Source organism: Parvibaculum sp., assembly GCF_049651025.1.
Lineage (GTDB): Bacteria > Pseudomonadota > Alphaproteobacteria > Parvibaculales > Parvibaculaceae > Parvibaculum.
Window position 1 is genome coordinate 1 of the sequence record NZ_JBASBH010000114.1, and the last position, 13,908, is coordinate 13,908.

Annotated in this window: 16 protein-coding genes; 10 read left to right on the top strand and 6 right to left on the bottom strand. The window is 57.4% G+C overall.

Annotation, left to right across the window (positions count from 1 at the left end):
• The 7 genes from WA943_RS15150 to WA943_RS15180 form a co-directional block, all read left to right on the top strand.
• The coding region (locus WA943_RS15150) for a transketolase C-terminal domain-containing protein (protein WP_424470732.1) at positions 1 to 451 on the top strand (451 nt) is incomplete at its 5' end.
• A gap of 14 nt (positions 452 to 465) precedes the next feature.
• A complete protein-coding gene (locus tag WA943_RS15155) occupies positions 466 to 1,737 on the top strand; it encodes a pyruvate dehydrogenase complex dihydrolipoamide acetyltransferase (protein WP_424470733.1) in 1,272 nt (423 codons plus the stop codon).
• Positions 1,738 to 1,748: 11 nt separating this feature from the next.
• Positions 1,749 to 3,149 carry a dihydrolipoyl dehydrogenase gene (lpdA, locus tag WA943_RS15160; protein ID WP_424470734.1) on the top strand — a complete coding sequence of 467 codons (1,401 nt, stop codon included), beginning with the start codon at positions 1,749 to 1,751 and terminating at the stop codon, positions 3,147 to 3,149.
• A 12-nt stretch (positions 3,150 to 3,161) separates the two neighbouring features.
• A complete protein-coding gene (locus WA943_RS15165) occupies positions 3,162 to 3,875 on the top strand; it encodes a TerC family protein (protein ID WP_424470735.1) in 714 nt (237 codons plus the stop codon).
• Between the two features lie 63 nt (positions 3,876 to 3,938).
• Positions 3,939 to 4,439: a PAS domain-containing protein gene (locus WA943_RS15170; RefSeq protein WP_424470736.1), complete on the top strand. Its 501-nt coding sequence runs from the start codon at positions 3,939 to 3,941 to the stop codon at positions 4,437 to 4,439.
• Positions 4,440 to 4,549: 110 nt separating this feature from the next.
• A complete protein-coding gene (lipA, locus tag WA943_RS15175) occupies positions 4,550 to 5,530 on the top strand; it encodes a lipoyl synthase (protein WP_424470737.1) in 981 nt (326 codons plus the stop codon).
• Between the two features lie 2 nt (positions 5,531 to 5,532).
• Positions 5,533 to 6,006 carry a type II toxin-antitoxin system RatA family toxin gene (locus tag WA943_RS15180; protein WP_424470738.1) on the top strand — a complete coding sequence of 158 codons (474 nt, stop codon included), beginning with the start codon at positions 5,533 to 5,535 and terminating at the stop codon, positions 6,004 to 6,006.
• A 9-nt stretch (positions 6,007 to 6,015) separates the two neighbouring features.
• On the opposite strand, the gene WA943_RS15185 is transcribed toward WA943_RS15180, so the two are convergent.
• From WA943_RS15185 to WA943_RS15195, 3 genes are read right to left on the bottom strand one after another with little or no spacing between them, the layout of a single operon-like run.
• Positions 6,016 to 7,011: a magnesium transporter CorA family protein gene (locus WA943_RS15185; protein WP_424470739.1), complete on the bottom strand. Its 996-nt coding sequence runs from the start codon at positions 7,009 to 7,011 to the stop codon at positions 6,016 to 6,018.
• A 3-nt stretch (positions 7,012 to 7,014) separates the two neighbouring features.
• On the bottom strand, positions 7,015 to 7,326 hold the full coding sequence (locus WA943_RS15190) for a hypothetical protein (protein ID WP_424470740.1): 312 nt from the start codon (positions 7,324 to 7,326) through the stop codon (positions 7,015 to 7,017).
• 24 nt (positions 7,327 to 7,350) lie between these two features.
• Entirely contained in the window at positions 7,351 to 7,770 is a 420-nt protein-coding gene (locus tag WA943_RS15195) for a VOC family protein (RefSeq protein WP_424470741.1), read from the bottom strand.
• An 83-nt stretch (positions 7,771 to 7,853) separates the two neighbouring features.
• Between WA943_RS15195 and WA943_RS15200 the strand changes: the two genes are divergently transcribed.
• The 3 genes from WA943_RS15200 to WA943_RS15210 all read left to right on the top strand — a co-directional run bounded on the left by WA943_RS15200 (position 7,854) and on the right by WA943_RS15210 (position 10,576).
• The gene (locus WA943_RS15200; protein WP_424470742.1) at positions 7,854 to 8,594 is read left to right on the top strand and encodes an SIR2 family NAD-dependent protein deacylase; all 741 of its coding nucleotides are present in this window, start codon (positions 7,854 to 7,856) and stop codon (positions 8,592 to 8,594) included.
• Positions 8,595 to 8,649: 55 nt separating this feature from the next.
• Positions 8,650 to 10,263 (top strand): alpha-glucosidase family protein, encoded by a 1,614-nt coding sequence (locus tag WA943_RS15205; RefSeq protein ID WP_424470743.1) that lies wholly within the window; start codon positions 8,650 to 8,652, stop codon positions 10,261 to 10,263.
• Positions 10,264 to 10,351: 88 nt separating this feature from the next.
• On the top strand, positions 10,352 to 10,576 hold the full coding sequence (locus WA943_RS15210; RefSeq protein ID WP_424470744.1) for a hypothetical protein: 225 nt from the start codon (positions 10,352 to 10,354) through the stop codon (positions 10,574 to 10,576).
• A 4-nt stretch (positions 10,577 to 10,580) separates the two neighbouring features.
• Here the strand turns inward: WA943_RS15210 and WA943_RS15215 are convergent, their stop codons facing one another.
• The 3 genes from WA943_RS15215 to WA943_RS15225 form a co-directional block, all read right to left on the bottom strand.
• Positions 10,581 to 11,528, bottom strand: coding sequence for a hypothetical protein (locus WA943_RS15215; protein WP_424470745.1), 948 nt, complete (start codon positions 11,526 to 11,528; stop codon positions 10,581 to 10,583).
• Positions 11,529 to 11,752: 224 nt separating this feature from the next.
• A complete protein-coding gene (locus WA943_RS15220; RefSeq protein WP_152215086.1) occupies positions 11,753 to 11,959 on the bottom strand; it encodes a cold-shock protein in 207 nt (68 codons plus the stop codon).
• A gap of 260 nt (positions 11,960 to 12,219) precedes the next feature.
• The gene (locus tag WA943_RS15225) at positions 12,220 to 13,851 is read right to left on the bottom strand and encodes an NTP transferase domain-containing protein (protein WP_424470746.1); all 1,632 of its coding nucleotides are present in this window, start codon (positions 13,849 to 13,851) and stop codon (positions 12,220 to 12,222) included.
• Positions 13,852 to 13,908 lie beyond the last annotated feature (57 nt).

Sequence of the window (13,908 nt, forward strand, 5' to 3'; positions counted from 1 at the left end):
CGGCAAGACCTTTGAGGTGCCCAAGTTGGACGATCACGTCCTGCCCATCGGCAAGGCGCGCGTTTTGAAAGAGGGTAAGGATGTAACGCTCGTTTCGCACAGCCACGGACTGACCTACTGTCTGGACGCAGCAGCAATGCTTGAAGCTGAAGGCATTGATGTAGAAATTATCGATCTGCGAACGCTCCGCCCGCTCGACATTGATACCATTATTGCCTCTGTGAAGAAGACAAACCGTCTCGTGACTGTGGAAGAGACATGGCCGGTTTGTGGTATCGGCGGTGAAATCGCGGCGCAAGTGCAGGCACAGGCTTTCGATTGGCTCGACGCGCCGATCCTTCGCGTGACGCAAAAAGACGTGCCGATGCCCTACGCGGCAAACCTTGAAAAGCTTGCGCTTCCCAGCGCCGAAGAAGTGGTGGAGGCGGTGAAAGCCGTCTGCTACCGCTAGCGGAGGGCCAGGACATGCCGATAAACATTCTGATGCCCGCCCTTTCGCCAACGATGGAAGAGGGGACGCTCACCAAATGGCTGGTGAAAGAGGGGGACGATGTACGCTCCGGCGATGTTATCGCCGAGATCGAAACTGATAAGGCGACGATGGAAGTTGAAGCCGTCGATGAGGGCAAGATCGCGAAAATCATCGTCCCGCAGGGTACGGAGAATGTGAAAGTCAACGCGGTTATCGCGATCATCGTAGAGGAGGGTGAGGACGCAAGCGCTGTTAAGGTGATGTCATCTGAGAAGAAAGCGACGCTGCAAACCAGGACTGAAGCGTTGCCCCATAAGGAGCTGAAGGCTGCTCCGGCAGAAGTTGCGAAGCCTACAGCAAGCGCAGAGCGTGTCTTTGCGTCGCCGCTAGCCCGCCGTGTTGCCAAAAATAAGGGAGTTGATCTGGCGACCGTGCAAGGCTCAGGTCCACGCGGGCGCATTATTTTAGCCGATGTTGAAAAAGCAAAGCCTGGAGCGGCGACGCCTCGCGCAGCTACCCTAGATGTAGCCGCTGCTACCGTTGCTTCGGCGATCGATCCGCGCGCCTTTTATGAGAAAGATAGTTACGACGAAATTCCGCTCGATGGTATGCGCAAGACGATTGCGCGTCGCTTGACTCAGGCGATGCAGGAGATCCCGCACTTCTATCTCACCATCGACTGCGAACTCGACGACCTTCTGCGTATCCGCAAGGATTTGAATGCAAAATCGACCGATGGCGTGAAGCTTTCCGTTAATGACTTCATCATCCGCGCCGCAGCATTGGCGTTGGTGAAGGTGCCCGCAGCAAACGTGAGTTTCGCTGGAACGGCACTGCTGAAGCATAAGCACGCCGATATTGGCATTGCGGTCGCGATTGATGGCGGCCTCATCACCCCGATTATCCGTCATGCCGAAACCAAGGGACTTGCGGAAATTTCAGCGGAAGCAAAGTCGCTGGCCGAACGTGCCCGTATAAAAAAACTGAAGCCGCAAGAGTTCGAGGGCGGAAGTTTTTCGATTTCGAACCTCGGAATGTTCGGCATCAAATCGTTCACCGCCGTCATCAATCCGCCGCAGGCAGCAATCCTCGCGATCGGCAAGGGAGAAGAGCGGCCGGTTGTGAAGAACGGTAAGCTCGAAATCGCCACGGTAATGACCGTGACCATGTCTTGCGATCATCGAGCCATTGATGGCGCGCTTGGCGCAACATTCCTTGATGCCTTCAAGGGCTTTGTCGAATATCCGCCGTCGATGCTGCTGTGAGGAAGTAAGAGATGGCTGAAACCAGTTATGATCTTGTCGTTATCGGCTCGGGCCCCGGGGGCTATGTCGCGGCGATCCGCGCCTCACAGCTTGGCCTCAAAGTGGCAATCGTCGAGCGCGAGGCATTGGGCGGCATCTGTCTGAACTGGGGCTGCATTCCAACGAAGGCACTGCTTCGCTCTGCCGAGATTTATCAGACGCTGCATCGTCTCGAAGAATTTGGTCTGAAGGCAGACAATATAGGATTCGACGCCGACGCCATCGTAAAGCGAAGCCGCGAGGTCGCGGGGCAGTTATCTGCTGGCGTCAAATTTCTGATGAAGAAAAACAAGATCCACGTTCACGAAGGAACGGCAAAACTGGCTGGCGTGGGGCGCGTCTCTGTTGATGGGAAGTCAGGACACACAGAGATAGCTGCCAAAAACATTGTTCTTGCGACAGGTGCGCGGGCGCGCACGCTTCCCGGCATCGAGCCTGACGGAAAACTCATCTGGACTTATCGAGAAGCCATGGTGCCTGCGGCCATGTCCAAATCCCTGCTCGTCATCGGCTCAGGCGCAATCGGTATCGAATTTGCGAGCTTTTATCGTGCCTTCGGGGTTGAGGTGACGGTCGTCGAAGTCATGGATCGCATTCTGCCCGTCGAGGATGCCGAAATCTCAGCCTTTGCAGCCAAAGCATTCAAGAAGCAGGGCATGAAGCTATTGGTTTCCGCCAAAGTTGAGAAGCTTGAGAAAGGGAACGACAGCGTCACGGCGACGATCGTGATGAAGGATGCAAAAACGGAAACAATCACCGTTGAGCGCGTTATCTCGGCAGTAGGCATCACCGGCAACGTCGAAAATATGGGACTCGAAGATGTCGGCGTAAAAATCGAAAGAGGCCATGTCGTGGTCAACGAATGGTTGGAGACGGGTGTGAGTGGCATCTATGCAATAGGCGATCTCGTCGGCGCCCCTTGGCTTGCGCATAAGGCAAGCCATGAAGGTGTATTGGCGGCTGAGCGCATTGCGGGTGTGAAGGGTCTTCACCCGCTGGACGTTACCAAAGTACCAGGTTGCACCTATTCGATGCCTCAGATCGCGAGCGTAGGCCTTACCGAAGCCAAGGCGAGGGAGGGTGGGCGCGAGGTGAAGGTCGGCCATTTCCCCTTCATCGGCAATGGCAAGGCAATCGCGCTGGGGGAGCCGGAAGGGCTGGTAAAAACAATCTTTGACGCAAAGACCGGAGAACTTCTAGGTGCTCACATGATTGGCGCGGAAGTGACAGAACTCATCCAGGGTTATACCGTTGCCAAATCACTGGAGACGACGGAAGGCGAGTTGATCAACACGATTTTTCCGCACCCGACCTTGAGCGAAACCATGCACGAGTCCGTGCTTGACGCCTTTGGCCGCGCGCTTCACATGTAACAAAAGCGCGCAATGATCGAAATTCTCGCCAGTCCGGAAAATTGGGCCAGTCTATTGACGCTCACGGTCCTTGAGATTGTGCTTGGCGTAGATAACATCATTTTTCTTGCGATCCTTGCCTCCCGTCTCCCAAAAGAAAAACAGAAACTCGGTCGTCGCTTAGGCCTCGGCGCGGCGCTGATGACGCGCCTTGCGTTGCTTGCCTCAATCGCCTGGATTGTGACGCTCAACGATCCTGTCATCATGATCGGAGATTTCGGCCTTTCCTGGCGGGATGTTATTCTGTTCGTTGGCGGACTATTTCTTCTCGCAAAGGCCACGCTGGAAATCCATCACGAGGTGGAGGGCGACGACGATGGGAAGGAAGTGGGCGCGTTAAAAGCGACCCTCTGGGTGGTGGTGCTTCAAATTGCGGTCATCGACATTATTTTCTCGCTCGATACGGTGATGACGGCCGTTGGCATGTCCGACCACTTTGAGATCATGGCGACTGCCGTTGTCGCCGCAGTCATCGTCATGGTCTTCGCTGCAGAGCCCATTGCTCATTTCGTTGAAGAGCATCCGACCGTGAAAATGTTGGCACTGAGCTTTTTGATCCTTATCGGCGTCTCTCTGATCGCCGATGCGATGCATTTTCACATCCCGAAAGCCTATCTCTACTTTGCCGTCGCGTTCTCGATTGGTGTGGAATCGCTCAATCTCTGGGCGAAAAATCGTCGGATCTAGGCAAAAAAACCGGTAGCGATTGTTTAACTGTCTTGCCTCGATAGTACTTCAGGAGGTGTGAAAATGCTGACTGATCTAGGGCCGCAGCTGGACGCGAATGCCGTCGACTATCAAGTCACGGAAGTAGACACACCTATTCACCCGAAAAATCAGGCTTTGCTCGTCTATTGGCGCAGCAAGGCTGATGCGGAGGGGATCGTCCATCGTCGCGATGTTGATCCCGTCGATCTCAAGAAGGTTCTGGGCGGCATGTTCATTGTCGAACCCGTCGACGATGGCGCAGACTTGCTCTATCGCCTGGTCGGCTCCCAGAACGAACGCCGCCTTGGCATGAAGTGCATGGGGCGTCGCTTTACGCAATGCTACGCCGCTGGCATGGCTGCCGAGCAGATTGCCTTTCATGCGCGTGTCTTTGCGAGCGGTAAACCTGCATTTTTGCGAGGCCGCTTGCTTGGTCTCGATCTCGAATATGTAAATTTCGAAGCCAGCTATCTACCGATCCGAGCCGAAAGCGGTGGCCATCAAATGCTGGGCGGTATGTACGATCTCGCCGAGCCAGCATAAGGTAGAGCTTGTCCGGCATATGGACTGAATCAGGATTCAGAGACATTTGCTTGAAGCGCCCAGAACGTCTATCCATGTACTGAGTGGGGCGACTGCGAGCGACACAATTCATGGCGACGATTATCGACACATTGCAAGATGGCGGAGCGGCTCCCGTAAAGCCGCGCGCGCGCCATCCTGAAAAAGCCAACCGACCCGACACGCCTGTTCTCCGCAAGCCGGATTGGATCAAGGTCAGGGCGCCGGGTTCACCCGTTTATGCAGAGACAAAACAGATCGTTCGCGAAAACAATCTCGTGACGGTCTGCGAAGAAGCGGGTTGCCCCAACATTGGTGAATGTTGGTCGAAGAAACACGCGACCATGATGATCATGGGCGACACCTGCACGCGGGCTTGTTCCTTTTGCAATGTGAAGACCGGGCTGCCCCGCGCGCTGGATCCGCATGAGCCGGAAAATGTTGCGACCGCAATAGCGAAACTCGGACTGAAGCACGTCGTCATAACGTCCGTAGACCGGGACGACCTTGCCGATGGGGGCGCGCAACATTTCGTTGAAGTCATTCAGGCCATCCGTCGCCGTTCTCCCGGCACGACGATTGAGATATTGACGCCTGATTTTCTTCGCAAGGAAGGCGCGCTTGAAAAGGTTGTGGCAGCGAAGCCGGATGTTTTCAATCACAACCTTGAAACGGTTCCGCGCCTCTATCTGAATATCCGCCCTGGCGCGCGCTATTTTCATTCGGTCCGTTTACTTCAGCGCGTGAAGGAGCTGGACCCGACCATCTTTACGAAGTCGGGGATCATGGTCGGCCTCGGAGAGACGCGCGATGAAGTGCTGCAGGTGATGGACGACATGCGTTCGGCCAACATCGATTTTCTGACTATAGGTCAGTATCTCCAGCCGACGCGCAAGCACGCGGCGGTCGATCGTTTCGTTACGCCGGATGAATTCAAGTCTTTCGAGGTCGTTGCGAGGACGAAGGGTTTCCTCCTTGTTTCGTCGAGCCCGTTGACGCGCTCTTCCTATCACGCGGATGAAGATTTCGCCCGGCTCCGCGCCGCTCGCAACGCACTACACGCCAGCCGATAAGCATGACTGCTGCCCATCAAACACGCGATGTGCCTTACACGGCCGACGAGATGTTTTTGCTCGTCGCGAGCATTGATCTCTATCCCACCTTTTTGCCGTGGTGCGCCGGTGCGCGTATTCGAAAACGCGAGATGGATGGCGAACAAGAGGTCCTGACAGCCGACCTCATTGTTGCTTATAAGGTTTTCCGTGAACAGTTTACCAGCCGCGTCGTTCTGGATAAGGCGGAGTGCGTTATCGATGTGCACTACGTGCAAGGGCCGTTCAAGTATCTGGCTAATAAATGGCGATTTGAGCCGTTAGCGGAAGGCGGCTCGCGCATTCATTTCTTCATCGATTTTGAGTTTCGCAGCGTGACATTGCAGAAGCTGATGAATGGCGTCTTCTCCAAAGCCTTCACCCGCATGATGCAAGCCTTCATCGATCGCGCGGAAGATGTATACGGGACCCAGAAACCAATCGTCGCTGTTGAGTAGTTCCGGCGATCACATCCATCCGCGGATCTTGAACCAGACAAGTGGAATGATTGTGCCCAATGCGATAAGGCCAAGTCCCCACGGATAGCCCCAGGCCCATTCCAGTTCCGGCATGTGTCGAAAATTCATGCCGTACATGCTTGCGATGAGTGTCGGTGGAATGCCCGCAACGGACACGATCGTCAGCACTTTGAAGATATTGTTCTGTTCGATGTTGATGAGCCCAAGTGTTGCATCGAGCAAAAGCTGAACCTTGTTCGTGAGGTGGACCTCATAGTCGTTGAGCGACATGGCGTCTTGCCTGAGCGTCTTCAAATGAGGTTTGACCTCTTCGGGTAGCCACTCATCGGCAAGGCCGGTGATGTAGGGTATCATGCGGCTGACACCCAGAAGACTGTCGCGAATGGTTGATGCCAGGTCGCCCGCGCGACCGATGCGGCGCAGAAGGGCGCGCATGTCCGCGTTTTCGCGGTTGGCGCCGCGCATGGCACCCGATTTTTTCAGATTTTCGCGAAAGACGCGCTTCGATGTCGCGTCGAGATCGGCGCCGACGCCTTCGAGAACGTCGGCCATGCGGTCGACAACGGCATCGAGAAGGCCGACCAACACTCCAGCGCTCGACTGATGTACGGCTTCGGGCTTTGCAGCGCGATCATGAAATGATTTGAATGCGCTCAGTTCTGCGAAGCGGATTGTGATCAACCGTTTCCGTGTTAGTACAAAACCAACAGGTGTCACTTCCGGAAATCCAGATGTGGCCTTGGAGACCAGAGGCGTACTCATGAAGAGTGCGCCATTTTCTGTATAAAGACGGCTTGAACTTTCGATCTCCGTCAGGTCGTCGAAGGTCGGAAGCGATAGGCCGGCTACCTTCTCGACATACGAGACTTCTTCTGCGCCGGGTTCAATCAAATCGATCCAGATTACGTCGTCGGCGATTGTCGGCGAGGTGAGATCGTTGATGATCTCACCGGACTTTCCCGCGCATTCATGAAAAATGAGCATGCGTCAGTAAAAACCGTCTATGCGTTCGCTGCCGCGCAAAATATATGCGTTGCCGAACCCATCGTAACATTGCTGAGCGCTCCAATGCGCCATGCGCCCATCTCCTGTTGGCCCATCGCGCACGACCTTATGGCAAGGGCGACCGTCTTTCGGCGGATCGCCATCGAACGGTCCTCTACCAACAAATAGTGGCGGGCCATCATAGAAGGGTCCGGTCGACAATGCGTCGCCGACCGTCAATCCTGCTGCTTGCGCAACAGGAAGCGGAAGAGTGAGGCTCATTAAGGCGATGAGCAATGAGAGCTTCTTCTTCATGGATGAAATCCTACACCCGCGTACTCACCAATGACCAGTATTCGCCATGGAGGCCCAAGGCTCTTTTTGTGCGAGAGGTGCGCCTTTCTGGAGCAGTTCAATCGACACGTTGTCGGGCGAGCGCACGAAGGCCATGCGACCGTCACGAGGCGGGCGATTTATGGTGACGCCACCTTCCATCAGTCGTTCGCATGTCGCGTAAATATCTTCGACCTCATAGGCAAGGTGGCCGAAATTTCGGCCTTCGCCGAGTTCCTCCGGGTCCCAGTTGTGTGTGAGTTCGATTTGGGCTTCGCTCTGGCCGGGGGCGGCGAGGAAAACGAGGCTGAAGCGGCCTTCTTCGATGTCGAAACGACCGAGATTTTCCAGGCCGAGCTTGTTGCAAAAGAAGTCGAGGGACTTGTCCAGATCGCTGACGCGGACCATCGTATGCAGGTATTTCATGACGTGCCTCCTAGGATTCGGGGCATGATTCACTAAAGGGTGGGTCACGTCAAAGTGTGTGAAAACGAGTGGGAGATTGAGCGATGGCGAGCGATTTCAAGCGAGAGATTGAGCGAGCCTCGAGAGTGGTGGTCTTTACGGGTGCGGGGATCAGCACGGAATCGGGGATACCCGATTTTCGCTCACCCGGGGGTATCTGGACAAAGATGTCCCCGATCAATTTCGACGACTTTCTCCGCTCGCCGGAAATGCGCCGGGAGGCGTGGAGGCGCAAGTTCGAGATCGACAAGACCCTGATCGGCGCGGAGCCGAACAAGGGACATATGGCGGTCGCCAAGCTGGTCGATACCGGTAAGGTCACCCACGTCATCACGCAGAACATCGACAACCTGCACCAAAACTCCGGGGTGCCGGCGGGGAAGGTGATCGAGCTTCATGGCAATGGAACTTATGCCAAGTGCCTCGGTTGTGGATTGCGCCATGAGCTGGAAGAGGTGAGGGTGCTTTACGAGAGGAGCGACGAGCCGCCTGCCTGCCGCGTTTGTGACGGCATTCTGAAATCGGCGACGATCTCTTTCGGGCAGGCAATGCCGGAGGAGGAGATGCGCCGGGCGGAGGAGGCGACGCTTGCTTGCGATCTGTTCCTTGCGATCGGTTCGTCCTTGCAGGTCTATCCGGCGGCGGGATTTCCGATCGTCGCAAAGCGCAACGGCGCGAGGTTGATCATCCTCAATCGCGAGCCGACGGAACTTGACGAGATTGCGGACCTTGTCATTCACGATGAGATCGGCCCGACGCTCGCGCCGCTGGTCATGCTGAACTAAACTTTTTCGTTCTTCTGTGTCAGCATTCGTGCTGAACACCTCACCGGGAGAGAACATGAGTTCGGATAAAAAGACGCCGTGGTGGCAAGGCGCGACCGTTTATCAAATTTATCCGCGTAGCTTTTGCGACACGAATGGCGACGGTGTCGGCGACCTGAAGGGCATCGAGCGCAAGCTGGACTATGTGGCTTCGCTTGGCGTCGACGCGATCTGGCTTTCGCCGATCTATCCTTCGCCCAATCGCGACTTTGGCTATGACGTGTCCGACTATTGCGATATTGCGCCCGAGATGGGGACCATGGCGGATTTCGACCGCCTGTTGAAGGAAGCGCATGGGCGGGGGCTGAAGGTTATTCTCGATCAGGTGCTGAGTCATAGCTCGGACCAGCACAAGTGGTTTCAGGAAAGCCTGCTCAGCCGCAATAATCCGAAATCGGACTGGTATGTCTGGGCGGATGCGCGCGAGGACGGAATACCGCCGAACAACTGGCTCGCGGCCTTTGGCGGCGCGGCCTGGTCGTGGCATCCGGTGCGACGGCAGTATTATTTTCATAAGTTCCTCAAGAGCCAGCCGAAGCTCAACTTCCACAATCCGGCGGTGGTCGATGCCTGCATGGATGTGCTGCGCTTCTGGCTCGATCGAGGTGTGGACGGCTTCCGCCTCGATGTCGCCAACTCCTATGTGCATGACGAAAAGCTGAGCGACAATCCGCCCGTGCCGATGGCCGGGCGAACCTCCGCTAACTGGTCCCATGCGCCGCGCCTGCAGCGTCATATCTATGATGCGAACACGCCCGACAATGAATGGGCGATGAAGCGCGTGCGCAAGGTCATGGATGAATATGACGAGCGGCTGGCATTTGGAGAGTTCTCCGAAGAGCCGTCAATGTTCGGCATCTATGCGGGCGGCATGGATCGTCTGCATACGGGATATACGTTCGACTTCCTCGAAGACCGAAGCTTCAAGCCGGAAGTCTTCCGAAAATATTACGAAGAGCTGCTGATGCCGCTCGAACATCTCTGGCCCTGCGTGACTTTTTCCAATCACGACATTGTGCGCCCCGTGACGCGCTGGGGAGGCGGGCAGGGTGACGATGCGCTGGCAAAGCTCGCGCTGACGCTGCTGCTGACGCTCAAAGGCACTGTGCTCATGTATCAGGGTGAGGAGCTGGGCCTGCCGGATGTCGATCTGGAGCGGAAGTGGATTCAGGACCCCGTGGGCGATCTCTATTTTCCGTTCGGAAAAGGTCGCGACGGATGCCGCACGCCGATGCCATGGAAGAGTGAGGCGCATGAAGCGGGTTTCACGTCAGGCGATGCCTGGTTGCCGATCCCGGACTATCACAGGACGCGCGCAGTCAACCTGCAGGAAGGCGACGGCGCATCGGTTCTCGTGCACGCAAAGCACATCATAAAAGTGCGCAAGCGACACCCGGCGCTGGCGCGTGGCGAAATTAAATTCGTCGAAGTGGAAGGCGATCAGATTCTGGCTTTCACGCGCGAGGGTGAAGGTGAACGCCTGCTTTGCGTTTTCAATCTGAGCCGCGAGGAAGCAAAATATGTTCTGCCGCAAGGCGCGCATGCAATCGATATATGGACGGGCGAGGTTGTGCGCGACGGAGACATGCTGACGATCAGTCCACGGAGCGGTGCGGCTTTCAAGCTCTGAAATCGAGTCAAAAACCCGGCGCGTCAGAGATGTTGTATTTTGACATCTGCATACCCATATATGTAGTTGCTCTGACGGAGGATATAATATGACTGAGATTTCAGCTTTCGAACTGAGCCGCGCCTATGCTGCCGGATGGAATGCGGCCAAGCGGAGCGGGAGCGACGACCCCGAGGGCGCGAGCAATCCCTATGCCGAAGGCGAAGCCCATACGCGATGGGCGGAAGGCTATAGAGGCGCGCAGGACAGCCGCGGCCCCGGCGCGAAAATGAAGAAAAGCCAGCCCCGTGCTGCGCCCGTTCAACCCGAATAATTCGCTAAGCCGCCTGAGCCTCACCAAGAGGCGCTGCTATTGCCGCTTCGCTATCTTTAAACGCCATTTCCCTGAATGTTTTCGTCATCTGGCACGCGCGCTCGTATAGCTGCCTATAGGTCAGCGGAACGATGCGGATGGCATGATGCGGCTCTGAGCCCCAGCGCAGATGCGCGTCGTTCAGATCGCCGGGACACTCCTTGCCGATGACGAGACATTCGATGCGGCTGTTGCGAAGCCGCTCGCCGACATTCTGCATCAATGAAAATGCGTAGCCGTGGACTTGCTCGATGTGATGCCATGCGAGCGCCTTGCCCGATGACTTCAGCTCGATGATCAGGAAAATGTCTTCAGGCAGTGAACCGAAGGCGCCATAGGTTTTGGCTGGGCCGCTGAGGTCCGGTCTGTGATTGCCCGGAACACGAACCTGCCACTCACGGGGATTCCAGCCGTTCGCCGCCTGCTCGGGAAAATACTCTTCGAAAATGCTCGCCAGTTGCTTCTCGCGAAAGCTCGAAGCGTCGACGATGTAGTCGGGCGAAAGTACCCATAGATTGTTCAGCAGGACGCGCTGGCAATCCGCTTCATTGTCTGTGGTGTTGTCTGTCGGATGATCGAGCCAGACCTGCTTCATCTCCGCAAGGCGGGCTTCAAGACCCATGTGATTGGCTTCAAATCCGGCGAGATGCGAAATTACTGCTTCCTTGCCGTGAAGCTCGCTTTGAAGCGCGCTGCGCTGTTCGTCGTTCCTGGCAAGTGACGAGGTCAGTTCCTCAAGCGCCTTGGCTGATTGGGTCGCCTGCGCGATGAAGTCGTCTATCTGGCTTTGAACGCGCGACCCGGCTTTGCGCACGGCGTCGAGCGCGGCCGATTGTTGCAACAGCAGGAGAGCCACGATCCCGCCAAAACATGCGGCGGCAAAGACGGCGCTCCAGAACAAACTATCGCTCATAAGGCTTCCCCCCGGAACTCCAGCCGCATGAGCGCCAGCCGGAGAAATTACGCGGCCAATCTAGCGGCGGCTTTCTCCGTACACAACTTTTCCTGTAACGCGGTGAGCGGCGCGCGCAAATGAACAAAGAAAAACCCGGCGCGGATTGCTCCGGCCGGGTTTAACTCAGAATAGGCAACGTGACTTTTGGATCAGATCCTCAAGTCCCGCGCTAACACTTCAGCTCAAAGAAGCTGGAGGTTCGCTGCGGAGGTCTTGCCTTTTTCCGTGACGAGCTCGTAGGAGAGCTTCTGACCTTCATTGAGGTTCGAGAGGCCCGCACGCTCAACTGCGGAGATGTGAACGAACACATCGTTGCCGCCGTTGTCCGGCTGAATGAAGCCGAAGCCCTTTTGGCTGTTGAACCACTTTACCGCGCCCTTGTTGGACATGGTGTCTCCTTAATATAGAGGTCTCATCGTGCGACATCGCACGATGCGTCAAACTTCACTAAGAGTAGGGATAGCCCGGCGCTCGATCTTGAGAGCGTAGAGAGCATGCCGAACCGAAACGAATTGACGCTTTATAAGTGAACGATATCTGGCAAATAGCAAGTGGAAACAGTCAGTGTTCCCAAAATGGCTGATTTGTGCCGGTTTTTTCTGGGGAAATTCGCAGGCTGGCGCATACGGCGACCGCTTTCCGGACATGGTTAATCACCGCGCCGCCTTGCCAGTTCCTCTGGAGTGTCGATATCGCGCAGGCTCGCATCGTCTGGCATGGGCACTTCGCAGACTGCGTCGGCATGTTCGCCGATGAGATGCTTTGCGCCCGTATCGCCTTTCAGCGTTTGCAGCTCGGCAAAAAAGCTCGCGCCCCAGAGAACGGGATTGCCGCGTTTTCCGGCAAATGTCGGCACACAGATGGTGCGGCCTTCATCGGGGTCGAAAGCCGCGACCAGGCGGCCGATATGGGCGGCGGTGACGTCCGGCATGTCGCCAAGGCAGATGACGGCGGCGTCGATATCGGCGGGGAGCGCGCGGGCGCCTGCGCGCAGCGAGGTGGAGAGCCCGTCGGCGTAATCGGGATTGTGGACGAATTGCACGTCGCGGCTTTTGAGCGCGTCGCGAACCTGATTGTCCTGATGCCCGGTGACGACGATGACGGGCGAGGCGCCGCTCTTGAAGGCGGCCTCGACGGCGCGGGCGACCATGGCCACGCCATCCACCTCGGCGGTGAGCTTGTTCGTCGGGCCCATGCGGCTTGATTTTCCGGCGGCAAGCACGAGGGCGGCGATGCGCGGCGCGGCGGGCTTTGCCACATCGGATTTCGACGGGCGCGAACCGTCACGCGGCTGCGGCCGTGTGGCGATTTCCTTCAGAAGCCCGCCGGACCCCATGCGCATGATGTCGCTGCGCGTGACCTCGATACCCGCAAGGAGGCGCGACAGCACACGGTCGAAACCGTTCAGTGCGGGCGAGCGCGCGCAACCGGGAAGGCCGATGACGGGCGTATCGCCCTTGCGCGCGAGCAACATCAGATTGCCGGGATCGACGGGCATGCCGAAGTGAACGATCTCGCCGCCTGCCGCGACGATGCCAGCGGGGATCACGTCGCGCCGGTCGGTGATGGCGGATGCGCCGAAAACGAGGACGGGAGAGAAGCCTTCGGCGAGAAGACCGGCGACGGCCTTGGCGACTTCCGCATCGTCATGGGCGCAGCGCACCTCCTTGCCGATGCGGCTGCCCATGGCGGCGAGGCGCGCGCTGAGCACGGCATGGGTTTTATCGAGGACGCTTTCCTTGGTGCCCGCAAGGCGCGTGGCGACGAGGCCGACGGTGCGGGGCTGGAACGGGCGGATTGTGAGAAGCGGGCCGCCTTCGCGGGCGAGCGCGACGGCGGCGTCGAGCGCGGCGCGGGGCGCGGCAAAGGGGATGATCTTGACGGTGCCGATCATCTGCCGCGCGGTGACGGTTTCGTATGGGCTGACGGCGGCGAAGGTGAGCGCCTCGTCGATGAGGTTGATCGCATCGAGGCGGGCGGCGTCATAAACGAGGACGCCATCGGTTTCGGCAAAGAGATTGGCACGGCCGGTGAAGGGCTCTGCGACGCGGAGGCCGGAGCCGCCCAATGCGGTGGCAAGTTCGGCGGCGGCCTGGTCTTCGGGCACGTCTCCGGCTTCAAGGCGAACGGCGACGATGCGCTCGATGCCTGCCGCAGCCAGCGCGGCGACATCGGCGGCGGAGAGGACGCGGCCTTTCTTGAAGCTCGCACCGCCCGTTTTCACCGAATGGGCGAGGATCGCGCCTTGCGCCTCGGCCACCTGCATTTCGCCGAAGATCATTTGCGAAGCACCTCGGTGATCTGGGCCATGATCGAGACGGCGATCTCGGCGGGGCTT